Origin of the sequence: Thalassotalea fonticola (assembly GCF_032911225.1) — a bacterium.
GTDB classification, from domain to species: Bacteria; Pseudomonadota; Gammaproteobacteria; order Enterobacterales; family Alteromonadaceae; genus Thalassotalea_A; species Thalassotalea_A fonticola.
In genome coordinates this window covers 360,340-386,385 of sequence record NZ_CP136600.1, presented here as the reverse complement: position 1 = coordinate 386,385, position 26,046 = coordinate 360,340, and the positions used below count along the sequence as shown (strand labels likewise).

23 protein-coding genes are annotated in these 26,046 nt (G+C 38.7%); 3 read left to right on the top strand and 20 right to left on the bottom strand.

From position 1 onward, the window contains the following. Positions 1–98 precede the first annotated feature (98 nt). Genes fabG through yceD form a run of 6 tightly spaced genes read right to left on the bottom strand, consistent with a single transcriptional unit; the run spans position 99 to position 4,512 of the window. Positions 99–845, bottom strand: coding sequence for a 3-oxoacyl-ACP reductase FabG (fabG, locus tag RI844_RS01650; protein WP_348398299.1), 747 nt, complete (start codon positions 843–845; stop codon positions 99–101). After that, positions 846–1,775 carry an ACP S-malonyltransferase gene (gene fabD / locus RI844_RS01645; protein WP_348396741.1) on the bottom strand — a complete coding sequence of 310 codons (930 nt, stop codon included), beginning with the start codon at positions 1,773–1,775 and terminating at the stop codon, positions 846–848. Between the two features lie 22 nt (positions 1,776–1,797). Further along, complete coding sequence (locus RI844_RS01640) at positions 1,798–2,757, bottom strand: beta-ketoacyl-ACP synthase III (protein ID WP_348396740.1); 960 nt, start codon at positions 2,755–2,757, stop codon at positions 1,798–1,800. A 7-nt stretch (positions 2,758–2,764) separates the two neighbouring features. Continuing rightward, entirely contained in the window at positions 2,765–3,793 is a 1,029-nt protein-coding gene (gene plsX / locus RI844_RS01635; protein ID WP_348396739.1) for a phosphate acyltransferase PlsX, read from the bottom strand. Between the two features lie 11 nt (positions 3,794–3,804). Further along, the gene (gene rpmF, locus RI844_RS01630; protein WP_348389163.1) at positions 3,805–3,975 is read right to left on the bottom strand and encodes a 50S ribosomal protein L32; all 171 of its coding nucleotides are present in this window, start codon (positions 3,973–3,975) and stop codon (positions 3,805–3,807) included. Positions 3,976–3,999: 24 nt separating this feature from the next. Continuing rightward, entirely contained in the window at positions 4,000–4,512 is a 513-nt protein-coding gene (gene yceD / locus RI844_RS01625) for a 23S rRNA accumulation protein YceD (RefSeq protein ID WP_348396738.1), read from the bottom strand. 250 nt (positions 4,513–4,762) lie between these two features. Between yceD and RI844_RS01620 the strand changes: the two genes are divergently transcribed. Continuing rightward, the gene (locus tag RI844_RS01620) at positions 4,763–5,362 is read left to right on the top strand and encodes a Maf family protein (RefSeq protein ID WP_348396737.1); all 600 of its coding nucleotides are present in this window, start codon (positions 4,763–4,765) and stop codon (positions 5,360–5,362) included. 283 nt (positions 5,363–5,645) lie between these two features. Here RI844_RS01620 and rluC read toward each other — a convergent pair whose 3' ends face one another. Continuing rightward, positions 5,646–6,608 (bottom strand): 23S rRNA pseudouridine(955/2504/2580) synthase RluC, encoded by a 963-nt coding sequence (gene rluC / locus RI844_RS01615; protein WP_348398298.1) that lies wholly within the window; start codon positions 6,606–6,608, stop codon positions 5,646–5,648. 754 nt (positions 6,609–7,362) lie between these two features. On the opposite strand from rluC, the gene rne reads away from it, so the two are divergent. Next, positions 7,363–10,467 (top strand): ribonuclease E, encoded by a 3,105-nt coding sequence (rne, locus tag RI844_RS01610; RefSeq protein WP_348396736.1) that lies wholly within the window; start codon positions 7,363–7,365, stop codon positions 10,465–10,467. 160 nt (positions 10,468–10,627) lie between these two features. Here rne and RI844_RS01605 read toward each other — a convergent pair whose 3' ends face one another. The 3 genes from RI844_RS01605 to RI844_RS01595 form a co-directional block, all read right to left on the bottom strand. After that, positions 10,628–10,927 (bottom strand): ComEA family DNA-binding protein, encoded by a 300-nt coding sequence (locus tag RI844_RS01605; protein ID WP_348396735.1) that lies wholly within the window; start codon positions 10,925–10,927, stop codon positions 10,628–10,630. 226 nt (positions 10,928–11,153) lie between these two features. Further along, a complete protein-coding gene (locus RI844_RS01600) occupies positions 11,154–13,076 on the bottom strand; it encodes a M48 family metallopeptidase (protein ID WP_348396734.1) in 1,923 nt (640 codons plus the stop codon). Between the two features lie 25 nt (positions 13,077–13,101). After that, positions 13,102–13,698 (bottom strand): LemA family protein, encoded by a 597-nt coding sequence (locus tag RI844_RS01595; RefSeq protein WP_348396733.1) that lies wholly within the window; start codon positions 13,696–13,698, stop codon positions 13,102–13,104. Between the two features lie 114 nt (positions 13,699–13,812). Here RI844_RS01595 and RI844_RS01590 point away from each other — a divergent pair, with 114 nt between their 5' ends. After that, complete coding sequence (locus RI844_RS01590; protein ID WP_348396732.1) at positions 13,813–14,427, top strand: FMN-binding negative transcriptional regulator; 615 nt, start codon at positions 13,813–13,815, stop codon at positions 14,425–14,427. A gap of 98 nt (positions 14,428–14,525) precedes the next feature. Here RI844_RS01590 and efpL read toward each other — a convergent pair whose 3' ends face one another. The 10 genes from efpL to gyrA all read right to left on the bottom strand — a co-directional run bounded on the left by efpL (position 14,526) and on the right by gyrA (position 25,844). Beyond that, complete coding sequence (gene efpL, locus RI844_RS01585; RefSeq protein WP_348396731.1) at positions 14,526–15,092, bottom strand: elongation factor P-like protein EfpL; 567 nt, start codon at positions 15,090–15,092, stop codon at positions 14,526–14,528. Positions 15,093–15,148: 56 nt separating this feature from the next. Continuing rightward, a complete protein-coding gene (gene pyrF / locus RI844_RS01580) occupies positions 15,149–15,847 on the bottom strand; it encodes an orotidine-5'-phosphate decarboxylase (protein ID WP_348396730.1) in 699 nt (232 codons plus the stop codon). Between the two features lie 4 nt (positions 15,848–15,851). Continuing rightward, positions 15,852–17,021, bottom strand: coding sequence for a lipopolysaccharide assembly protein LapB (gene lapB, locus RI844_RS01575; RefSeq protein ID WP_348396729.1), 1,170 nt, complete (start codon positions 17,019–17,021; stop codon positions 15,852–15,854). Between the two features lie 3 nt (positions 17,022–17,024). Then, entirely contained in the window at positions 17,025–17,291 is a 267-nt protein-coding gene (locus RI844_RS01570) for a LapA family protein (protein ID WP_348396728.1), read from the bottom strand. A 157-nt stretch (positions 17,292–17,448) separates the two neighbouring features. After that, positions 17,449–17,736, bottom strand: coding sequence for an integration host factor subunit beta (gene ihfB / locus RI844_RS01565; RefSeq protein ID WP_348390000.1), 288 nt, complete (start codon positions 17,734–17,736; stop codon positions 17,449–17,451). A 239-nt stretch (positions 17,737–17,975) separates the two neighbouring features. Continuing rightward, positions 17,976–19,637 (bottom strand): 30S ribosomal protein S1, encoded by a 1,662-nt coding sequence (gene rpsA / locus RI844_RS01560; protein ID WP_348396727.1) that lies wholly within the window; start codon positions 19,635–19,637, stop codon positions 17,976–17,978. A gap of 123 nt (positions 19,638–19,760) precedes the next feature. Further along, positions 19,761–20,438, bottom strand: a complete 678-nt coding sequence (cmk, locus tag RI844_RS01555) for a (d)CMP kinase (RefSeq protein WP_348396726.1) — start codon at positions 20,436–20,438, stop codon at positions 19,761–19,763. 85 nt (positions 20,439–20,523) lie between these two features. Then, a complete protein-coding gene (aroA, locus tag RI844_RS01550; protein ID WP_348396725.1) occupies positions 20,524–21,804 on the bottom strand; it encodes a 3-phosphoshikimate 1-carboxyvinyltransferase in 1,281 nt (426 codons plus the stop codon). A gap of 1 nt (position 21,805) precedes the next feature. After that, the gene (gene serC / locus RI844_RS01545) at positions 21,806–22,891 is read right to left on the bottom strand and encodes a 3-phosphoserine/phosphohydroxythreonine transaminase (protein ID WP_348396724.1); all 1,086 of its coding nucleotides are present in this window, start codon (positions 22,889–22,891) and stop codon (positions 21,806–21,808) included. 232 nt (positions 22,892–23,123) lie between these two features. Further along, on the bottom strand, positions 23,124–25,844 hold the full coding sequence (gyrA, locus tag RI844_RS01540; protein ID WP_348396723.1) for a DNA topoisomerase (ATP-hydrolyzing) subunit A: 2,721 nt from the start codon (positions 25,842–25,844) through the stop codon (positions 23,124–23,126). Between the last annotated feature and the right edge of the window lie 202 nt (positions 25,845–26,046).

Genomic DNA, 26,046 nt, shown 5'->3' with positions numbered 1-26,046 from the left:
GCTGGTCAAACCTGATAACTAATTAATTATTTATGGTTCATAAATAGCTATTTTGCAAGAAAACAGCATGATTAAAGGCGTTGCAGCCAATAATCTTTTTAAACCATGTACATACCACCATTAACGTGAATAGTTTCACCGTTAATGTAAGCTGCAGCATCAGAGGCTAAAAATGCAACAGTTGCCGCAATTTCTTCCGGTTGGCCTAAGCGATTAGCAGGTACTTGTGATGCAATTGCTTCACGTTGCTCTTCGTTTAAAGCTTTCGTCATATCAGTATCAATAAAACCTGGGGCAATAGCATTTACTGTTATGCCACGAGAAGCAACCTCTTTTGCTAATGACTTAGTAAAACCTAATAGGCCAGCTTTCGACGTTGCGTAGTTTACTTGACCAGCATTACCCATAGAACCAACAACAGAACCAATATTGATAATACGGCCACTACGTTGTTTCATCATAGGACGCATCACGGCTTTACTGATTTTGAATAATGAATTCAAGTTAGTGGTGATGATATCGTCCCACTCGCTGTCTTTCATTCGCATCATTAAATTGTCACGAGTAATACCGGCGTTATTTACTAAAATATCAATTTGACCGAAGTCGGCTTTGATCGCAGTAAATAATGCAGTAATTGAATCCGTATCAGTTACGTTTAGTTCATAACCTTTACCGTTATCACCTAAGTATGTACTAATATTGTCAGCACCACTTTGTGATGTTGCTGTACCAATAACTTTTGCGCCAAGCGCGACTAACTGTTCAGCGATCGCTTTACCAATACCACGGCTTGCACCTGTAACAAGTGCAGTTTTACCTTCTAATGAAAATAATGACATTATCTATCCTTCCAATGCAGAATTTAAAGTATCAGTTGTATTTACTGATACACAACTAAGTTGTTTGTTAATACGTTTTGTTAAGCCAGTTAATACTTTGCCTGGGCCTACTTCAACAAGGTTTTCAATACCCATTGCAGCCATTTTTTCAACTGACTCAGTCCAACGAACAGGGCTGTATAATTGGCGGATTAATGCGTCTTTAATTGCGGCCCCATCAGTGGCTATTGCAACATCAACATTGTTAATAACAGGAGTATTTGGTGTGTTAAATTCAATATTTTCAAGATCGCTTGCTAACATATCAGCAGCAGGTTGCATGAGTGCACAGTGTGACGGCACACTTACAGGTAAAGGAAGTGCTCTTTTAGCACCTGCTTCTTTACATAGCGCTCCTGCACGTTCTACCGCAGCTTTATTACCCGCAATAACAACCTGACCGGGAGAGTTAAAGTTAACCGCCGAAACAACTTCATCGCCAGCTGCTTGTTCGCAAGCAGCAAGAATCGAATCATCAGCTAAACCAATAATTGCATACATAGCACCAACACCAGCTGGAACAGCTTGTTGCATGTATTGACCACGTTTTTCAACTAGTTTCACGCCATCTTCAAGGCTAATAACCCCTGCACAAACAAGCGCAGAATACTCGCCTAATGAATGGCCGGCTAATACCGATGGTGTGGCTCCGCCTTTTTCTAACCAAGCACGAAACACCGCAACACTTGCTGTTAATAATGCAGGTTGAGTGTAATCAGTTTGATTGAGTTTACCTTCGCTGTCATTTTGAATTAGATCCCATAAATCGTAACCTAAAGCTGCAGATGCGGCTGCAAATGTAGATTTAACCACTTCATTATCACCCAAGTCAGCTAACATGCTTACGGCTTGTGAACCTTGACCAGGAAATACAAAGGCTAAATTATTATTCATTGTTATACCTTACTATGTACTATTAAAATTTCATTAGGGCACTGCCCCAAGTAAAGCCACTACCAAAGGCTTCCATTAATACTGTTTGTCCGCGCTTGATACGACCATCACGTACGGCTTCATCTAAAGCAGTAGGGATAGTAGCAGCAGAAGTATTACCATGTTTATCAAGTGTTACTACAACTTGTTCCATTGGTAAGCTTAACTTTTTAGCCGCCGCGGCAATGATACGTAGGTTAGCCTGATGTGGCACTAACCAGTCAATTTCGGACTTATCCATGTTATTATGTTCAAGCGTTTCAGTAACAATTTCGCTTAAACGAGTTACTGCAAACTTAAACACTTCATTGCCTTTCATATAGATATAAGAGCTTTCCTCTGTGATGAGATCACCACGTTTAGGAGAGCCGGCCCCTAATAAGGCGCCATAATTACCATCCGCGTGTAAATGAGTAGAGATCAACCCTTGCTCTTCACTTGCTTCAAGAATAACTGCGCCGGCAGCATCACCAAATAAAATGATGGTAGAACGATCTTTCGGGTCACACATATGAGAAAGCGCATCAGCACCAATCACTAGCACACGTTTGGCCATGCCTGATTTAATAAATTGATCAGCAACACTTAAACTGTAAATAAAGCCCGAACAGGCAGCCCCAACATCAAAAGCAGGTACATTAGGAATATTTAAGTACATTTGCACATGACAAGCGGCGCTTGGTAAATCAGTATGAGAACTGGTTGTACCCATAACGATCATGTCGATATCTTCTAATTTTATACCGGCCATTTCTACTGCTTTTTCTGCAGCTTTAGCACCCATGTAAGCAACATTTTCGTGCTCGGCCGAAATACGGCGTTCTTTAATACCGGTACGTTCGAAGATCCATTGATCGGTTGTATCAACCATTTTTTCTAAATCAGCATTAGTTCTGACTTGTTCAGGGAAGTAGCTTCCCGTACCTGTAATTCGTGAATACATTATCTTTTTAAGACCTTTTAAGTAAACTGAGTTCTAGTTTATTTTTAATTTTTTCAGGAACTTGTCTTTCAACTTCCTTAACAGCTTCAAGTATAGCGTTAAAAAAAGCTGAACTGGTGGCATTGCCGTGACTTTTTACCACAATACCGCGTAATCCTATCAGACTTGCCCCGTTATACTGGTCGGGGTTCAGTCGTTTTACTATCTTTTTTAATGTTGGGTTAAGCAAAATTCCTAAAAGTCGGGTAAATTTGCTCTCATTGATGATTTTCATCACTTTCGCCATCGCCAGCTTGGCCACCCCTTCACAGGTTTTTAAAGCAACATTGCCGACGAAACCATCACAAACGATGACATCGGCTTTACCGGTAAATATATCATTTCCCTCAATAAACCCAACATAGTTTATTTCAGGTGTATTAGATAATAAAGCAGCGGTATGTTTTATATGGTCACTACCTTTGATGACTTCTTCGCCCATGTTTAGCAACGCTACTCGTGGTGATTCAATAGAGTCTACTTCTTCAGCCATCACTGAGCCCATCATAGCAAACTGAAATAAAGTGTCGGAGTCACAAAAAACATTAGCACCTAAATCCAACATAAATGCATGAGAAGCGGAATCGGTAATTGGTAAATGGGAAACAAGAGCTGGGCGCTCAACACCGGGAAGCATTTTTAACACGTAATGAGCAATAGCAATTAGTGCTCCTGTGTTACCCGCGCTTACGCAAGCATCAGCTTCTCCGCTATGAACCAAATCTAATGCTCGACGCATTGAAGAGTCTTTTTTAGTTCTCAGGGCGACACTTGGTTTTTCATCCATAGCAATTTGCTCACTAGCATGCACTATTGATATACGAGGATGGTCAAGGAAATTGTGTTTTTTTAAATGCGTGTGAATAACGCTTTCGTCACCACAGAGGATGAGTTTAAGAGATGGCACATGTTCAATTGCCATTTTTGCTGAAGGAATTGTTATAAGGGGGCCTGAATCGCCCCCCATAACATCTAACGAAACCGTTAGATTAACCAAAGTTAATTCGCTTATTTAGCGATAACTTTGACACCTTTGTAAAAGCCATCGGCAGTTACGTGGTGACGACGATGTGTTTCGCCAGAAACTGGATCAACTGATAAGTTTTCTGGTGTGATTGCATCGTGTGAACGGCGCATGCCACGTCTTGAACGAGATTTTTTACTCTTTTGTACGGCCATTACCCTACTCCTAAAATCAAAAAGTTACTTGAGGTTTTTTAAAACATCAAATGGATTCGGTTTCTCAAGCGTATCCGGTAACCTACCCCAAGAAGTGTTTGCATCTGCATTACAATCCTTAAGGTCATGTTTCGGTACTAATGGAATATTAATGATTAACTCATCTTCCACTAATTCGCGTAAATTTACTTCACCATTTTCATCTACTACTACAACATCATAATGTGAAGGTAAGAGCTCAGCTCCCTCTTCGTTTTTTACCGGACTATAAGAGAAATTCACACTTAAGTCTTGTACAAATGGTTCATTACAACGCTGGCATATTAAATTCACCTGAGCTGATGCTTCGCCGCTTAACAATGTTAGGCCTTGTTCATCAACATCAAAGTTTACTTTAACATTCACTTGCTCACAAGCCTTCTCAGACACTGCAAGCAATCTTTCAAATCCTAATAACTCAAAATAGCCGTTGCACTCAAGCCTGCGCTGAGAACTTTTAAACGGATCGATTGTTATTGGAAGCTTAAGATTTTTCATATGGCGCGCATCTTAAAGGGTGGAGAGTCTTCTGTCAAAAGAAAATTCACCAATTTCAATGCAATTGCCTATTTAATGACAAATTTTAACACAACCATATCATTTGTGAACAATTTTACAGCAATTTAACTAGGTAATAACAATTGTTCTTGATAAACCGAGTTTTATCTGAATTATTTAATGGTATTTGTATTCTAAGTAAACTTAGGTAAACTTGCGCCGTAATGACTATTAAAGACGAGTAAACTTAATGACGCAACTAGTACTTGGCTCTACCTCTATTTTTCGCAAAGCCTTATTAGAAAAATTCAATTTATCCTTCGATTGTGCAAAACCGAATATTGATGAAACAGCGCTAGCAAATGAAACGCCAGAAAATTTAGTAGCAAGGCTAGCGGAAGAAAAAGCTAAAGAAGTCAGTAAAGAGTTTCCTGATGGTATAATCATTGGCTCTGATCAAGTTGCCATTTGTGATGGTAATATATTAGGTAAGCCACATACTTTCGAAAATGGCGTAAAACAGCTTTCTTCTTTTAGTGGTAAAACGGTAACATTTTTAACCGGCCTGTGCTTATACAATGCAAGTACCGGTAATACACAAGTTATTGTAGAACCATATTACGTCAGCTTTAGAGAACTCAACCTGGCAGAAATAACTCGTTACCTACACGCAGAAGAGCCTTATAACTGCGCAGGTAGCTTTAAAAGTGAAGGTTTGGGTATATGCTTGTTCAAAAGTTTACAAGGTGATGATCCAAATACTCTTATTGGTTTACCGCTAATTCGTTTACATCAATTACTGAAAAATGAAGGTTTTGATGTATTGGCACAGCAAGAAACGAGAGCCTAGAGAAGAGAAAATAGAAACGAGAAACGAAAAGCGTGAACTCCTGAACCGCCATCACTTACTGAACCCAATCAGTCACTTACTGAACTTGTTTCAGTTTCTGTCGAACTGCCGGGTAAGTAGACTGAGATTCTGAAACAAGTTCAGAAAGTGGTAATCGGGCTTTTGAGTGGTAACCGGGTATATATAAGATATATGCACATTAGAGTAACCGTAGATGACACCAAGTAGAGAAACAATTGCTCTTCGTTTCTCGTATCTAGTCTCTCCTACCTCACTTCTGCTCTTAATATGTCTTATACGTCTGTTTTTTCAAAATTGCGGTTAAAGCATTATCATAAGGTGCTTCAAATTTTACCCGTTCACCAGATCTTGGGTGAGTAAATTCCAGACTTGCTGCATGTAAGAATAAACGTTTCAAGCCTTGCTTATTCATTTTATCAGTAAAGTCATCTGCGCCATATTTATCATCACACGCAATTGGATGACCACTAACTTTACAATGAACACGTATTTGATGTGTTCTTCCGGTAACCGGAAATGCCCTTACTAAGGTTGCTCCTTCGTAATGTTTTAGTACTCTAAACCTTGTTTCAGAGTCTTTACCATTAATATTGTCTACGACAACAACACGTTCACCAGATTTAAGATCATTTTTTCTTAAGCCCTGAGTAACTCGTGTGAGTTTCGTTGACCAATGTCCTTTAACCAGAGCATGATAAAACTTTTGTACGCTTTTTTCTCTAAGCTGTTCATGTAAAGCTCTTAACGCCGAACGTTTTTTAGCGATCATTAAGCAACCGGAAGTATCTCGGTCTAAACGATGTACAAGCTCCAACATTCTTGCATCAGGTCTTAATGCTCTTAGTGCTTCAATTAAACCAAAGCTCAATCCACTCCCACCATGGACCGCCATACCTGTTGGTTTATTGATAACAATCATGCATTCATCTTCAAACAATATATTGTTTTCAAGCGAAGATACTTTTTTCAATTGGGTTGACACAGGCGCAGCTTCTTGAGAAACGCGAATAGGTGCAATTCGAATAATGTCTTCGACTTGTAATTTATATTCTGGCTTGGTGCGTTTTTTGTTCACTCTGATCTCGCCCTTCCTAAGCAGGCGATAAATCATACTTTTTGGTACCCCTTTTAAGGTTTTAAGCAAAAAGTTGTCAATACGTTGACCATCTGATTCTTCATCAATAGTTACAAACCTTACTTTAGGTCTGTCTTCGTTATCAGCCATGTTTTTCTTAGCTGATTGCGGTGAATTTGGTGTTTGTGCTTTCATGACGGCGAGTTTAGCACAGTTTTTTCTTATTTTGCGTCTATTTACTGATAATAAGTCAGTAAATTTATTGCCTTATCCCATTATTTAGTGGGATAATGCCGGGGTTACTGAAATTTAAATTTTAGTGCCAAACATTACTTAAATCTTATTGTAATCGATAATCAAATTTTCATCGCAATACAGGGATTAAAACAAAAGTAATTACGAAACTCTTAAGTGAATCGTAAGAGGTTTGTTGCGGCAACATCAATATACGATATTTTTCAGTGTTTAATGTACTAATTTCTGCTAATTATGGGCTGACAACTCAGTAGAATTACTCACTAATCACCCGATATATTGACAGCATTGCCTATTGCTTACACCGGCGTACGTAACTTGCCCGTGTTTGAAGCATAAACAACAGGTCCAGCAAATAAAGAGTTATAAACTATTAAATAGTAAGCGCAGCATTTTTGCTGAGTATGTAAAAGTTAAGCAGTGTTATGAAGTTGCAAATTTATTTCAGATAAATAAGTTTGGTTTGTACATTCGTAACCGGTTAAAGAATTAAATTAAAAGATAACAGTCCCGAGTTTTAGGGAGTTGACATCCGTGAGGCTGCCAACCCTCTGTTTACCTTGCTATACGGCACCGATAAAAGTGCTAATTGCTAGCTTTTTTGCTCAACCTTATGTTGTGACTTATTAATACACAGAGTCACAAAAATATGAAACGCATGTTAATCAATGCTACACAATCGGAAGAATTCCGCGTAGCACTAGTTGACGGCCAGAACCTATACGATTTAGATATCGAAAGCCCTGGTCACGAACAAAAAAAATCTAACATCTACAAAGGTACTATTACCCGTGTAGAGCCATCTTTAGAAGCAGCTTTCGTTGACTATGGTGCAGATCGCCATGGTTTCTTACCAATGAAAGAAATTGCACGCAGTTACTTCCCACAAGGTTATAGTTTTCAAGGTCGCCCAAACATTAAAGACGTGTTACGTGAAGGCCAAGAGGTTATTGTTCAAATTGATAAAGAAGAACGTGGTCAAAAAGGCGCTGCGCTTACTACTTTTATCTCTTTAGCCGGTAGTTACTTAGTTTTAATGCCGAATAACCCACGTGCTGGCGGTATTTCTCGTCGCATCGAAGGTGATGAACGTACAGAGTTAAAAAATTCATTAAGTAAATTAGACTTACCTAAAGGTATGGGCTTAATCGTTCGTACTGCTGGTGTAGGAAAAGCTTATGATGAACTTGAGTGGGATTTAAACGTTTTACTTAAACATTGGGCTGCTATATCAGAAGCAGCAGCTTCAAAACCAGCACCATTTTTAATTCACCAAGAATCAAATGTTATTTTACGAGCAATTCGTGATTATTTACGTCGAGACATTGGTGAAATAGTTATTGATCGCCCTAAAATTTTCGATAGTGTTAAACAACATATCCAATTGGTGCGTCCTGATTTTTTAAGCAAAGTAAAACTTTATAAAGGTGATGTACCTTTATTTACTCATTACCAAATAGAGTCACAAATCGAATCTGCCTTCCAGCGTGAAGTACGTTTACCGTCAGGTGGTTCTATTGTAATAGACCCAACAGAAGCATTAACTTCAATTGATATTAACTCTGCCCGAGCAACAAAAGGTAGTGATATTGAAGAAACGGCATTTAATACCAACCTGGAAGCCGCAGAAGAAATTGCTCGTCAATTACGCCTTCGCGATTTAGGTGGTTTAGTTGTTATTGATTACATTGATATGACACCAGTTCGTCACCAGCGTGAAGTTGAAAACCGCATGCGTGATGCAGTTCGCCCAGATAGAGCTCGAATTCAATTAAGCCGCATTTCAAAATTTGGTTTATTAGAGATGTCGCGTCAACGTTTACGCCCTTCAATTGGTGAAACAAGCCAAGGTGTTTGTCCACGTTGTAGTGGTACAGGTAATGTACGTGGTGTTGAATCTTTAGCATTATCAATTTTACGTTTAATGGAAGAAGAAGCCATTAAAGATAAAACTTCACAAGTGCACGCTCAGGTACCAGTACCTGTAGCAACCTACTTGTTGAATGAGAAACGTAACGCTGTTGGCCACATTGAAAAAAGCCATGATGTTAAAGTGTTAATTTTAGCAAACCGAGACATGGACACTCCACAGTATGAAGTTGTGCGTGTACGTGATGATGAAACAACCGCCGAAGCCAGTTATGAAATGAAGCTTAACGAAACTGCGGCTGAAGAAGCGGTAATGCCTAAGTTCCAAAAAGAAACAATTAAGCGTGATGAACCTGTTTTACAAGGCATGTCGGCGCCTAAGCAACCAGCTCCAGCAAATGCGCCAGTAAAACAAAAAGCAAAAACGGCTCACAAACCAGTACAAAAACAAGCCTCTGCAGGTTTACTTGCTGGTATCGTAGCATTCTTTAAGTCTTTATTTACGACAGAAGAAAAAGCGCCAGAGAAAAAACCATCACAAGGTAATAGAAAACCTCATGATAACCGTGACCGTCGTAACCGTAAGCCACGTAATCAGCAGCGTCGTAATAAAGGCCAAGGTCAAGATCGTGAACGCGATCAAAAAGACAATCGTAACCAGAAAGATAACCGCAACGTTAAAGACAGAGAACAAAAAGCTGGTCAGCCTAAAAAACAACAGCCTAAAAAGCAGCAAGACAAGCCAAAAGAAGCGAAGGTAGCTGAGCGTCGTCAACGTCGTAACACTCGCAAAAAAGTACGAGTTCAAGATCAAAGCGAACAAGTTACAAATCAACAAACTACAGCACCAGAGCAAGCAGTAAATAAAGCTGCCGTTAAAGTAGCTCCTGTTGAACAGAATGTTGCTATTAACGATGTACAAACAGATGCTGTTACCGGTGAGAACAAGGATAAAGAACAACGAGTTAGAAATCGTCGTTCTCCAAGACACTTACGCTCTCATGGCCAACGTCGCCGTAAAGAAAAGCTAGATACAACAGAAGCTGAAATTGAAAATACAATTGTTGATGAAAGAACAACTGAAGATCCAATAGTCGCACGTTACCCTAGTGTTAGTGAAGAAGTTCAAACGACTTTAGATCTTGAAACGCCTGCTGACTTTGTTGAACAACCAGTAGTAACGAATGAAGAAGACATTACTGTTGAAGTTGATAATAAAGTTAATGAGCAACAACAAGACTTACCTTTAGCTGAAGAAGTTAAAGCTGAAGAAGTTAAAGCTGAAGAAGTTAAAGCTGAAGAAGTTGTAACTGAAGAAGTTGTAGCTGAAGAAGTTAAAGCTGAAGAAGTTGTAGCTGAAGAAGTTGTAGCTGAAGAAGTTGTAGCAGAAGAAGTTGTAGCTGAAGAAGTTGTAGCTGAAGAAGTTAAAGCTGAAGAAGTTAAAGCTGAAGAAGTTGTAGCTGAAGAAGTTGTAGCTGAAGAAGTTAAAGCTGAAGAAGTTGTAGCTGAAGAAGTTGTAGCTGAAGAAGTTAAAGCTGAAGAAGTTGTAGCTGAAGAAGTTAAAGCTGAAGAAGTTAAAGCTGAAGAAGTTAAAGCTGAAGAAGTTGTAGCGAAACCTACAAAAGTAAAAGCAACTAAAGTAAAAGCAACTAAAGCGAAAAGTCCGAAAGGAAAAGTTGCTAAAGCTGCAGCTAAGTCAGCAAAAGGCAAAGCGCATGCGCCAATGACTAAACCTGTGGCAGTTGCAGTTGGCGAACAAACAATCCCAACAGCTGCACTAGCTATTGCAGAGCGTACTCAAGTAACTCGTTCAAATAAGTCAGCAACTACTGCCTTTGCAACAAGCAAGAGCTCAGCTGGCCCGACAAAGCCTAGTGCTCAGTAACCTATAGCTCTAAACAAGCTTTAGTTCTACACAAATTTAAAGCCAGTCAAATTTTGACTGGCTTTTCTATTTTTCAGCTATTTAAAACACATCACTCTTAATTGGGGAGCCGCCTAAAAACACTACCACGTAGTGGTTACTATAGAAATGCGTAGCAGATCTATATAGCCAAATACTTAGCATTTTTTTCAATAAATTTTACCCCTATGCCTTTCACATTCATCAGATCTGCGACAGTGGTAAAAGGTCCATTCTCATTTCTATAATCAATGATCGATTGTGCTTTTTTAGGCCCTAGCCCTTTTAGCTCAGAAAGTTGCTCAACGGATGCTTTATTTACATTGATAGTCATTGACACTTTTTGCTCGCCGACAACAACTTCACTATTAGCAAAAGCAGTATTTAAAGCTGGAGTTATTGTTAAGGCGAAAGTCAATAAAGAGGTAGTTAAGATTTTCATAAGTAATTCCTTTACGTATTTAATTAAATTGTAAAATAATACCGAGTTGGTACAACCACACCCTGTGGTTATTAAAAAGTTTAGGTGAAAAATATCTAATGTCAAAAACTTTAAAAGGGGCCAAAGTAAAGATCTAATGGCGAATTCATTAATAAAGTGATCTACTTTTTGGAAAAATAAAATGAGCTGTTAATTAGTGAGCTTGGTAAAATTCAACCAGATAACATTAAGGTTCATGCTTATTTTGCAAATATGGTGGCATTGGACAATTGAGTAGAGCTGCAATTGCTCTAAGTATTTCCGTCTCTTTAATCGAAAACAGTTTGTCCTGAGTTATTATTAGTAAACACGCTTTTATTATTTTCGGCTTTAGCCGCGGCTCTAATTCAGATAACGATTCGAATGTTTGATTAAGCTTAGCAAGCTCAACACTTTCTTTGTGCAGTAACTGAATGTTGTTAAGCCCTACCTCAGAGTCAATTAATTCAGTTACTTTGCTAATGCTAGATGGACCTTTTACATAAGTATGTAATAACATGCTGAGCAAGAGGTTAATTTCTACTTGTTTGGATTTTAGTGACGCGTACTTATTCCGTTTATTACTCCTACTGAATTGAATGTCTAAATGATTGAATAATATTTTTTGTAAAACCCATTCAAACAATTCTATTTTATCATCAGCCAATATCAAGAATGAAAAATTAGCTTTAAATAATTCATAGCGACCTTGTGTCAGCTGTTTAAGAGTAGGAATGACCATATCAATTAACGGTAAACGATAGCGTGTATGAAGCTGCGATACCTGCTCTCGTAAGCGCAAAACATGATCAATAATATCTTGGTCGCCATTTTTTTTAAGACGCATGAGCTGTTTGTACATTACCTCTTTATTAGGGCTTAAAACTAAACAATAAATAAATGCTCTAGCTTGGTCTATGTCATGCACCGCATGATGAATGGTTTCAGGTAATTCACTTATAAGAGCGCTTGCATGACTAATGTGTTGCTCATTAACGTTGCCAATACTATTTATCATTTGTTCAGCGATAACAGCACTGCTCACGACTCCCGACATTACATCTCTCGGCGAAGATACAGATGGAGAGCCTTGCGTAGGTTTTTGTTGTTGTTCTTTCTCGGCTTGTTTATTTACCTTTTGTTTAATAAAAAAATAAGGTGAAATTCGTTTGATACGTTTTTTAATTGATGGATGAGTGGCAAACATTGACTCAACAAAGGAGCTAACACCCGTACTGAAATATGCATGACTCATTTGTGGCGCTTGTGGGCTATCAAGTACAGAGCCCACATTAGAAATTTTATTTAATGCACCGGCAATGCCATCTTTACTTCGGGTAAACTGCACCGCCGACGCATCCGCCAAGTATTCACGTTGTCGGCTAACTGACGCTTTGATCATATTCCCAAAGAAATTGCCGCCAAAGCCGATAACCACTAAACCAGCCCCAAGACCAATAATTGGCAAAGTATTTTTTCTAGAACCTCGAACAGAGCGCAAGATGTAGTAACCGATGTACCCCATTAATAAAATGCCATGTAAAACACCAATTAAGCGCATATTTAAGCGCATATCACCATTTAAAATATGACTAAACTCGTGAGCAATAACCCCTTGCAACTCTTCCCGCGAAAGGTTGTCAATACAACCTCGGGTAATGCCTATTACAGCATCAGAATGTTTAAACCCTGCAGCAAAAGCATTGATACTGTGTTCATGCTCTAATAAATATACCGACGGAACAGGTGTGCCAGAAGCTATAGCCATTTCTTCAACTACGTTGAGCAACTTTTTTTCATTAATATCATGAGTATTATGAGTTGCAAGGCGCCCCCCTAGTGCCTGAGCAATTGTTTTACCGCCACTTCTTAAAGACATGCTTTTATAAGCACTACCGGCAAAGATCACCGAACAAACAGTTATGCCAATAAAGAAAAATATTTGCCAATCAAATTGAGAAGAAACCAGATTAAGAGAAAGTGGCTCGCCCTCCTCTGTTGCTAAATAACCAAAAAGCAACATTACCAACAGGTTAGTCATAATAATCAAGCTGAGTACTGCTAAAGAAAATAGCAGTACTAAACGAGAGGTGCTTTTACGGGCAGATTGCTGAGCTTGAAAAAAATCCATAAACAAATGCTATTATTGATAGAGGTTAAAAAGATACTTTGGGCGCAACTTGGATTTCTGCACTGTCAGCAAACTCTAATAAACTAGCATCCGGGCGATGGCCAAATGGACCAGAAAAAAAGTTTTGCGGGAAGCTTTGCTTATAAGTATTGTAGGCCATAACTTGATCATTGAATGCCTGGCGAGCAAAACCTACTTTATTCTCAGTAGTAATGAGTTCTTCATTTACTTGCATCATATTTTCATTAGCTTTTAGATCAGGATAAGCTTCCATTACTACATTGAGTTTATCTAATGCCCCCATTAAAGCTCCCTCGGCCCCCATTAAAGAGTTCATGGCTTTAGCGTTGCCCGGTTGTGCAGCAGCAGCAGCCAAGCCTTTGGCCGCACTGTTACGAGCTGAAATTACCGCTTCAAGGGTTTCACTTTCATGCTTCATGTAGGCTTTGGCTGTTTCAACCAAATTAGGGATTAGATCATAACGACGTTTTAGTTGCACTTCGATTTGAGCAAAGCCATTTTTATAACGGTTTTTCAACGCAACTAACTGGTTAAATATTCCAACCACAAAAAAGAACCCGGCGGCAACAATAACCCAAAATACGATTGTAGATATACTCATAATACTTCCATTTAAGATTTGTTATTATCTTGTTAACATAACGGTTGCATTTAGATGCAGCAAGTAAAATATTTCAGCTAATTTCTAACAACAAAATCAAAGGTTAATTTAAACATGCATGTTCCGGATAAATGGCAAATGACTTCTATACCTTTAATGCAAAAATTTATTGCAGACTTTGCTTTTGGCATACTGGTTTCAAATAGGCTGGATGCTTCACACTTGCCAATGGCTCTTGAAAAGTCTGATAATGCATTTGGTGTATTAAAAGGCCATTTCGCCAAAGCAAATACACATTGGCAAGAACTGGATAAGCAAAAAGTATTAGTCATATTTTCCGGTCCCCACGCTTATATCTCTCCTACTTGGTATGCATCATCCCCTGCAGTGCCTACATGGAACTATAGCTCCGTACATGTAGAAGGCATTTTAGAATTAGTTGACGAGAGTGAAACAGCTGACGATTTAACCGCGTTGATTACTCATTTTGAGCCTAAGATAACTGATGATGAAAACATTATTCCAGCTGAATATCGCAAAAAATTAGCAAAAGGAATTCAAGGATTTCGTATTCAAATCACTAACATGCTCGGTAAAGAAAAACTAGGTCAACATAGAAGTGTGCCAGATCAACTTGGCGTGGTGGCTGGATTAGAAACATCAAATAGAGCGGATTGCCAAGAGTTATTAAGCTATATGCAAAGTAATAGCATAGGTATGGGAAAATAAATTTTAAAACTGTTTATGGCAAATTGATATTCCTTCGCCCCTGAAGTAACAAACCAGCATAAAGCTGGTTTGTTGGTCATAATTAGCGATTATTCTTGCTAAGCACGACTCATAAACTTACGTTCTTCGGTGTTTACTTTAACTTTGTCGCCGGTCGATATGTGCTCAGGTACTTGAATAACTAGTCCCGTTGATAAGGTTGCAGGCTTAGTACGAGCACTTGCTGATGCGCCTTTAATGGATGGGTCAGTTTCAGTGACTTCTAAATCAACTGAGCTAGGTAATTCAACGGCAACAGGTGAGTCATCAATAAGGATCACAACCATACCTTCAGTGGCTTCGGTAATAAACGGAATTTCATCACTGACACTTTCACTATTTAAGTTGTATGGTGTGTAGTCTTCATTGTCCATAAATACATATTCATCACCATCGAGGTAAGAAAAGCTCACTTGACGACGTGTTAAGTCAGCAAGGTTTAACATATCTGAGTCTTTAAATGTTTCATCCGCTTTTACACCAGTTACTACATCGTAAAGGCGCATGCGATATAAACTACCACCAGCACGACCTTGTGGTACAGAGCGATGAATTCCACGGACAATAAACACTTTACCGTTGTGTTCTATTGCTGTATTTTTTTTAACGTCACTAGCCTTTGGCATAAGTGTATTCCTAATTTAATTTCGTTTTAATTATATGTTTTTCTATTTATCAGGTACTAAACAATTATAGATTGATTAATATCTTGTAGTACTTGATGTGGATCACTGGCTTTAGTAATTGGGCGACCAATTACCAAGTAATCAACACCAAGAGCAATTGCTTGTGGTGGCGTCATAATACGCTTTTGATCATCAACGCTAGCGCCTACAGGACGAATACCAGGCGTTACTAATTTAAAGTCACTGCCTAAGTTGGTTTTTAGCATTTGTGCTTCTTGAGCTGAACATACTACGCCATCAAGGCCAGCTTGTTGAGTTAAGCGCGCTAAGTTCATTACATGCTGCTCTGGTGTTGCATTAATACCAAGTTCAATCAAATCTTGCGCTGACATGCTAGTTAATACTGTTACCGCAATAAGTAATGGCGCGTCTTTGCCGTAGCTGTCTAAGGCAAGCTTGGCTTGACTCATCATTTTAGAACCACCACTGGCATGAACATTAACCATCCATACACCTAAGTCTGCCGCAGCAGAAACGGCTTTAGCAACAGTGTTTGGAATATCATGAAATTTTAAATCTAAAAACACATCAAAACCACGATCGACTAAACCAGTCACAAACTGTGGTCCAAAATGGGTAAACATCTCTTTACCAACTTTTAATTTAGCATCACTTGGTTGGATTTTATCGATAAATGACAATGCTTCATTTTGTTTTGCAAAATCTAGAGCCACAACTACTTTGGCGTCAGACATAAATTTACTCTCCTTCTAGGCCTCTTACTGGTTTTAATTGCTCCCAATCATGACACGATGGACAAGACCAGTAATGAACCGTACTGTTAAAACCACAGTTTTTACAACTGTACCGTGGTTTTATTTTTAAATAGGCTGCAACCAATTCTTTGATCACATCTAAACTTTTATTGGTTTTATCGTCATTACCGTCATTAAGTTGCATTTTAACAAAATGTTTAAAACCACGAATGGTGGGGCGACGATTTAATGCAGATAAAATGTATTCTTCTGCTTTTTCTTTTGAGCTTGTTAACTCTACATATTCAAGGTATTTGATAAGTGCTGTTGTACTACCGGTTTTATCAAAAACTTTTTTGATGAAAGGATAAAAATCATCATTATTATCGCTACGCTGATAGCATTGCTGCATTTTATCAATAACGTCAGGAAAAAACTCCTGATCTTGATAAAATATTTCCTGATAACAACGACAAGCATTATTAAACTGCTCACTGTTCTCAAAGACTTGCGCCATTAAAAAGTTCGCGCGGCTCGATTTAGGATCTAGGGTTAGCGCGTTTTGTAATAACTCAAGTTCTTTAATGTATTCATCTTGTAAAATGGCGATATTTGCCAATTCACAATAAAAATTGGCTAATACGTGCTTAAGCTTTTTATCTTTAGATTTTAACACTGCTTTTTCTAAGGCTATGCCTTTATCCCAATCTTTCGTTGATTGAAATATATGTAATAAGTAGGTCAGCGATTTACAGCCGTACATCTTTGATTTTAATAATTTCAAAAACAGCTTTTCAGCTCGGTCATATAAACCAGCACTGTAAAAATCTCGGCCCAGTTCAAATACCGCTTGTTGCTTTTCTTTATCAGACAACATGGGTTGACGTACTAGGTATTCATGCACTTTCAAAGCTCTGTCTAATTCACCTCGGCGGCGAAATAAATTAGCCATAGCAAAATGTGCTTCTACCGTATCATCTTCAACTTTTAGTGCTTCAAGCAAATACTCCATTGCTTTATCTTGTTGATTGGAAAGTAGGTAATTTAATCCGGTAGAATATTTTACGGTGAGTGAATCTTTGGCATTTTGATCTTTTTGCTTAATACTATTACGTCCCATGAACAAACCATGTCCCCAGGCGACGGGTAATAGAAGAAAAAGAAATTCAATCATGAGTTATTGACTAACTTCAGTTGTAGTAGGTTTAGCTACAGACTTGTTGTGTTTATAGCGTTTAATACGACGACTGATCATAAAGGTAAACATCGTAAACATACCAATAACAAAACCGATAAATGTAAAAATACTTACCGCCATGGCGACACTGATATTACTGCGGGCAATGATATAATTTAGCTCTATGATTTGCTCATTTTGGGTACCAAAGACAAAGGCAATTGCCAAAAAGATAAAAAGCACTAAAACCGATAAGTAGAGTTTCAAGTTGATGTTCTCAAATAGGTATTTATTGTTAATGTATTTACAGTATATTGCTAAATGATAGTAATTTCAGCAAAAAAAAAATTGAAAAACTGGGGTCAGAGTCAGGTTTAATATTATAAACCTGACTCTGACCCCAGTTTTTATTGTCAGGCAATATTTATGCTATAGAAAGATTTACTCTTTCCCTTAGCTCTTTACCCGGTTTAAAGTGCGGTACATATTTACCTGTCAACTCCACTGACTCACCCGTTTTAGGGTTACGGCCAACGCGTGGCGCACGGTAATGCAGTGAAAAGCTACCAAAACCTCTGATCTCTATACGCTCACCTTTTTCCAGAGTATCGGCCATCATTTCTAAAATTTCTTTTATCGCAACTTCTACATCTTTTGCAGATAAATGATCTAACTTATCTATTAATTTTTCTATTAGCTCGGACTTGGTCATGTTAACTCCGTTATCATTTTCTAATGTTTGAAATATAGCACTAACGATTACAACTTTGTAGTGGCTTTTGCATACTACTTACGATAATTATCGTTTATGCTTCAGATAGTTATCGTAAATAAAATTTTGATACCCCTATAATTTAAGCACAAAAAAGCCGCTAGTGTTAGCGGCTTTTAAAATAAAACTTAAATTTTAACGATTTTTAACTGATTTTAGTTAAAAGTCATTGATAATTCTTAGTTTTTAGCGTTTTTGAATGCTTCTGCCATTGCGCTTAAACCAGTATCTTCAACTTGGTTTAAGTTATCCATAGCTGTACGCTCTTCTGCTTGGTCTTTCGCTTTGATTGACAAGCTGATAGTGCGGTTCTTACGATCAACACCAACAAACTTAGCTTCAACGCTGTCACCAGCTTTAAGAACGGTAGATGCATCTTCAATACGATCAGCAGAAATGTCAGCTACACGTAAGTAACCTTCAACACCTTCAGCTAAATCGATTTTAGCGCCTTTGGCGTCAACTTCGCTAACAGTACCAGTAACAATAGAGTTTTTCTTATTGTCAGCTAGGAACATGTTGAACGGATCATCTTCAGTTTGTTTAACACCTAAAGAGATACGCTCGCGCTCTGGGTCAACTTGTAATACAACAGCTGAAATTTCATCACCTTTCTTGTATTCGCGAACAACTTCTTCTCCGCCATTCCAAGAAATATCAGATAAGTGAACAAGACCGTCGATGCCGCCGTCAAGACCGATGAAGATACCGAAGTCAGTGATTGACTTGATCTTACCAGAAACTTTGTCGCCTTTATTGAAGTTTTGAGCGAATGCTTCCCAAGGGTTTTGGATACATTGCTTAAGGCCTAGAGAAATACGACGACGTTCTTCGTCGATTTCAAGAACCATAACTTCAACTTCATCACCTAAGTTAACAACTTTAGATGGGTGGATGTTTTTGTTAGTCCAATCCATTTCAGAAACGTGAACTAAACCTTCAACGCCTTCTTGGATTTCAACGAAACAACCGTAGTCAGTTAAGTTAGTTACACGACCAGAAAGTTTAGAACCTTCAGGGTAACGCTTAGCGATAGCTGCCCATGGATCTTCACCTAACTGCTTCATACCTAGAGATACACGAGTACGCTCACGGTCGAACTTAAGTACTTTAACTGGGATTTCGTCACCAACGTTAACGATTTCACTTGGGTGCTTAACGCGTTTCCAAGCCATATCAGTAATGTGTAGTAAACCATCGATGCCGCCAAGATCAACGAACGCACCGTAGTCTGTAAGGTTCTTAACGATACCTTTAACTTCTTGGCCTTCTTGTAAAGACTCAAGTAATGCATCACGTTCAACACTGCTTTCAGTTTCGATAACAGCACGACGAGATACAACAACGTTATTACGCTTTTGATCAAGCTTAATAACTTTAAATTCTAAATCCTTACCTTCAAGGTGAGCAGTGTCACGTACTGGACGTACATCTACTAATGAACCTGGTAAGAAAGCACGAATATTGCTAACTTCAACTGTGAAGCCGCCTTTAACTTTACCGTTGATAACACCGATAACAGTTTCTTTTTCTTCGTATGCTTTTTCAAGGAATTGCCACGCTTCAAAACGTTTAGCGTCATCACGAGAAAGAATCGTTTCACCGAAACCATCGTCTGTAGCTTTAAGAGATACGTCAATTTGATCGCCAACAGCAACTTCTACTTCACCAGTAGAGCTTTTGAATTGATCAATTGAAACAACAGATTCTGATTTAAGGCCAGCATCAACGATTACGTTGTCTTTGTTAACAGCAACAACAGTACCTTTGATAATTGAACCAGGGCGTGTTTCGACTTCTTTTAAGCTTTCTTCAAAAAGCTGTGCAAAATTTTCCATCATAACTTGTATATTAAACTCAGTTATTAGTCCAATCCACATCATGTGTCATGGGTAAGTTAAATTAGCTTCGCGCATCCGTGCAGTAAGCTCTAAATATATTAATAGTTCTTGTTAATCAATAAGTTAAGATAACTTATCATTGGCAAATAAGAGAATTTTCTCTACCACTTGCTCAATAGTTAATTCAGTAGAATCAACAATTAACGCTCCTTCGGCTGGGACTAATGGCGCGACCTTTCTATTTTGGTCTCGCTCATCCCGTTGACGTATGTCGCTCAAAAGGCGCCCGATATTAACATCAACACCCTTTTGTTGCAACTGAATCATGCGCCTATTTGCTCTTTCTTCTGCAGTTGCAGTTAAAAACACTTTAACCTTTGCGTCAGGAAATACAACCGTTCCCATATCTCTTCCATCGGCTAATAAACCAGGTACTTCTTTAAAAGCTCTTTGGCGACGCAACAATGCCTCTCTAACTCGTGGGAAAGCAGCAACTTTTGATGCGACAGCGCCAACTTCTTCAGTGCGGATATTATCAGTCACATCTTCACCTTCAAGCATGATTCTTGCTTCGCCATTTTTGCTGATAAATTCAACATCTAAATGTGATGCAAGTGGAATGATTGCGTCTTCTAGTTGAACATCAATGTTATGATGTTGAACAGCAACGGCAAGCACGCGATAAATCGCGCCGCTATCAAGCAAATTCCAACCTAATTGTTCAGCAACAACCCTTGCAACAGTTCCCTTTCCAGCGCCACTTGGGCCATCAATAGTAATAACTGGAATGCTTTCCTGCATACATTTTTCTCCTAACATAGAAAATCGGCTAAATTATACGGGATTTATAATTTAAAATCGCGTAATAAATTTTTCTGTAATATTTTTAGCACGAAACTTTCGCTAACTTTTCAAAATAGTCAGGGAATGTTTTTGCCGTACATTTAGGGTCATTAATTGTGACGGGGCTTTCACTTAAAGCAACAAGAGAGAAGCACATTGCCACCCTATGATCATCATAAGTATCAATTTCAGCATGCTTAATAGTAGCTGGTGGCGTGATTGTAATATAATCATCACCTTCAATCACTTCTGCACCGACTTTACGAAGCTCTGTTGCCATGGCATTCAAGCGGTCTGTTTCTTTTACTCGCCAATTATAAATATTTCTAATGCTTGTTGTACCTTGAGCAAAAAGTGCCGTAGTTGCAATGGTCATTGCCGCGTCAGGAATATGATTCATATCCATATCTATTGCTTGCAACGGTTTGCCTATAACGGTTATCGATTCGTCACCCCAGTGAACTTCTGCGCCCATTTTCTCGAGCACATCAGCAAAGTGTTTATCGCCTTGTACACTAAGCTTACCAACACCATGAACGGTAATCTTGCCGCCTTTTATCGCGCCAGCTGCTAAAAAGTAAGACGCAGAGGAAGCATCACCTTCAACCATATACTTCTCTAATGCTTGATATGATTGCATACCTTTAATGGTAAAAGACTTATAGTCATTGTTTTCTACATAAACCCCAAACCTTTGCATGATATCTAAGGTAATATCAATATATGGTTTAGAGACCAAATCACCGTCAATGAATATATTAGTATCCGTTTGCAATAAAGGAGCAACCATCAAAATTGCCGTTAAAAACTGACTAGAGATTGAGCCATCAATCCTTACTGAACTTCCAGTTAGTTCCTTCCCCTTTATTTTTAAGGGCGGGTAATCTTTATTTTCTAAATATTCTATATCACCGCCAAGTTGTACTAACGCATCACCTAAATGACCAATTGGCCGTTCTTTCATTCTAGGTTCACCCGTTAATACATATTCTCCAGAACTTGCAGCAAGAGCGGCACATAATGGGCGCATTGCTGTCCCCGCGTTTCCAAGAAAAAGTTCTAAAGGTTCTTCTGTGTTGAAAAAGCCATTGTTACCAACAACCGTACACTCTGTTCCGCAATCACTTAAAGTGTATTCAATGCCAAGGCTTTTTAAAGCATTAAGCATATGTCTGATATCGTCACTAACCAATAAATTGGTGATTTTAGTTGTCCCCTTTGCTAATGCAGCAATTAACAATGCGCGATTAGACAAACTTTTAGAGCCAGGTAAAAAAACTTCACCGTTTATTTTGGCTATTGGGTTTAATGTTAACTGTTCCACTTTATCCTACCTTCTTCTCAAATTGTTGCATAAAGCTAACTAATGCTTGTACGCCTTCTAACGGCATAGCGTTATAAATACTGGCACGCATACCACCAACAATTCGATGGCCTTTTAGGGCTAATAATCCATTTGCTTTAGCTTCTGTTAAAAACTCAGCATTTAAGCTGTCATCCTTAAGAAAGAACGGGATATTCATTGAGCTGCGATTATTAGCAGCAATAGTATTGTAATAAAACTCACTGCTATCGATGTAGTTATATAAACATTGAGCTTTATCTTGATTTAATTTAGCCATCATATCTAAGCCACCAAGATCTTTTAGCCACTGAAAAACTAAACTCGCCAGATACCAAGCGTAAGTTGGCGGTGTATTAAACATTGAACCGTTATCGCTGGTTACTTTATAATCTAAAATAACTGGTGTTGTCATTTGCTGCTGACCAATCAGATCGTCACGAACAATAACTATTGTGAGACCTGAAGGGCCGATGTTTTTTTGAGCACCGGCATAAATTAAACCAAACTTAGATACGTCTAACGGGCGAGATAAGATTGTTGATGACATATCAGCAACTAGCGGCACATCGCCAGTTTCAGGGATCTCAAAAATTTCAATACCATCTACCGTCTCATTCGGGCAATAGTGAACGAATGCAGCATCCTTATTAATTCGCCAATGCTCTGAGGGTAATACTGTTTTCTTGCCATCATCTTCGATAACAGCATTAATGACTCGTATATTACCAAACTTTTCAGCTTCGCTTACTGCACTTTTAGACCAAGAGCCAGTAACAACATAATCTGCGGTTTTACCTGCGCCTAATAAGTTAAGTGGAACTGCCGAAAATTGGCCACGGCCACCACCATGACAAAACAGTACTTTGTAGTTATCTGGAATATTTAATAGTTCACGTAAATCAGCTTCAGCGTCACTGGCAAGCTGCATAAACTCGCTACCGCGATGACTTAATTCCATTACCGAACATCCGGTGTTATTCCAGTTTAAAAATTCTGATTGAGCTCGTTGCATTACCGGCTTTGGTAACATTGCCGGGCCGGCGCAAAAGTTATAGATTTCGGTCATCTTGGTTTGTTCCATTTCACGATGTTAAATTATACAAAGAAACGAGAGGCTAGAATCGAGAAACGAAAAGCAAACAGTATTGGTAAAGTTACGACTTCTTTTGAGCATAATATATATTCTCAGAACTCAGCTAATCCTGCTCTTCGTTTCTAGTTTCTCGTTTCTCGTTTTCTCTCTTTTAAAATAAAAATGAGCGGTAAAGACCGCCCATTTTAAAGTTTAGAAGTTGAAGTTACTCTTCAGGTTCAGACTCATCATCGGCAGCATCTGCGCTAGCCTCTGTCGAATCTTCACTACTGGTTTCTTCACTACCTTCAGATGTTGGGTTTTCACCGCCCTCTTCTGCTGGTAACTCTTCTTCCTCTTCGATTTCGTCGATACGTTGTAAACCTACAACGTTCTCGTCATCTGCGGTACGAATTAAACGTACACCTTGGGTATTTCGACCAATGATACTAACTTCATTCACGCGAGTACGTACTAACGTACCGTTATCGGTGATGATCATAATTTCATCGGCATCTTCAACTTGTACTGCACCAACAACAGGACCGTTTCTATCACTTACTTTAATAGAAACAACACCCTTAGTTGCACGGCTCTTCGCAGGATATTCTTCCAACTCAGTACGTTTACCATAACCATTTTGCGTAACGGTTAAGATAGCGCCATCTGTTTTAGGAACAATAAGTGAAACAACTTTTTGTTCACCTTCCAACTTAATTCCTCTAACACCGGTACCAGTACGTCCAATAGGTTTTAATGCCCAGATCTCTTCACCAGTTTCAGGGTCAATTTTTATTTCACCTGTTTCGCTGTCACGTTTTTTCTCGTTGAAACGAACAACTTTACCTTCATCAGAGAACAACATAATGTCGTTAGTACCATCGGTAATATCAACACCAATTAGGGTGTCATCATCACGAAGGTTTAAGGCAATAATACCATTAGCACGAGGACGAGAATATGCCGTTAATGGCGTTTTCTTAATCGTACCATCAGCTGTTGCCATAACAATAAACTTGTCATCTTCGTATTCTCGCACAGGTAAAATGGCTGTAATTCTTTCATCATTTTCAAGTGGCAGAATATTTACAATTGGACGACCACGTGCAGTTCGAGTAGCAAGTGGTAACTGGAACACCTTCAGCCAGTACAACTTACCACGGTCACTGAAACATAAAATCGTATCATGAGTGTTGGCAACGAGCAGACGTTCAATGAAATCTTCTTCTTTCATCTTAGTCGCAGCTTTACCTTTACCACCACGGCGCTGAGCTTCGTATTCGCTCAATGGTTGATATTTACAATAACCTTCATGCGAAAGTGTTACGACCACATCTTCTTCAGTGATTAAGTCTTCAAGTGATAAATCATGTGAAGAAAGAGATATTTCTGTACGACGTTCATCACCAAATTCATCACGTATTGCTTCCAGCTCTTCACGAATAACTTCCATTAAACGTTCTGGGCTACCGAGAATATGCAACAATTCTGCAATAATTTCTAATAACTCTTTGTACTCATTTAGAATCTTTTCGTGTTCTAAACCTGTAAGCTTGTGTAAACGTAAGTCTAAAATAGCTTGAGCTTGTTGCATTGTTAGGTAATATTTACCGTCAACAATACCAAACTCAGGTTCAACCCACTCAGGACGAGCAGCGTCATCGCCGGCACGTTCAAGCATTTCAGCAACAGTACCAAGTGTCCAACCTTGACTTAATAAGCCTTCTTTAGCTTCTGCAGGTGTTGGCGAGTTTTTAATTAGCTCAATGATAGGGTCAATGTTACTTAACGCAACCGCTAAACCTTCAAGCAAATGTGCACGTTCGCGTGCTTTACGTAATTCGAAGATAGTACGACGAGTTACAACTTCACGGCGATGAAGTACAAACGCTTCAAGCATTTCTTTAAGGTTAAATAACTTAGGTTGGCCATTATCAATAGCAACCATGTTCATACCAAAAGATACTTGCATTTGGGTAAGCTTATATAAGTTATTTAAAACAACTTCGCCTACTTCACCACGTTTAATTTCAATAACCATACGCATGCCGTCTTTATCAGACTCATCACGTAGGGCAGAAATACCTTCCAAGCGTTTTTCTTTAACAAGCTCGGCCATTTTTTCAATTAGGCGAGCTTTGTTTACTTGATATGGTAGTTCATGCACAACAATGGTTTCTTTACCGCTTGTTTCGTGCACTTCAATTTCAGCGCGAGCACGGATATTTAATTTACCACGCCCAGTACGATATGCTTCTTGAATACCGGCAACACCACTGATAATACCCGCAGTTGGGAAATCAGGCGCTGGAATGTATTCAAATAATTCATCAACGGTAATGTCGTTGTTATCGATTAATGCGACACAACCATTGATTACTTCTGTTAAGTTATGCGGAGGAATGTTTGTTGCCATACCAACAGCAATACCAGATGAACCATTAACTAACAGGTTTGGTACCCGAGTAGGCATAACTGCAGGCATGTATTCCTGACCATCATAGTTAGGTACAAAATCAACAGTTTCTTTATCTAAGTCAGCTAAAATTGCATGCGAGATTTTTTGCATGCGAATTTCGGTGTAACGCATTGCCGCTGCAGAATCACCATCAACAGAACCAAAGTTACCTTGGCCGTCAACTAGCATATAGCGTAAGGAGAATGGCTGAGCCATACGAACGATAGTGTCATATACAGCAGTGTCACCATGCGGGTGATACTTACCGATTACGTCACCAACAACACGGGCAGATTTTTTGTAGCCCTTATTCCAGTCATTTCCTAATGCACTCATTGCATAAAGAACACGACGATGAACTGGTTTCAAACCATCTCTTACGTCAGGCAATGCACGCCCAACAATTACACTCATGGCGTAATCAAGGTAAGAGTTTTTTAACTCATCTTCAATATTGACAGGAACGATTTCTTTAGCCAGATCGGTCATAAAACGATGCTTTCCCTAAATGTCAGCAAAAATGCTCAAAATTATTATTATCGAGGCAGAATATTACCATAAAGATAAGTTACCCTGCACTTCTTTATTTAGAATAAAGACGACAGATTGTTAATCTAATTGATCAAACAATATTGTGCGTCTTTAACCTATAAATTACTAGATGATGATTTAAATAAATTACACAAAAAAT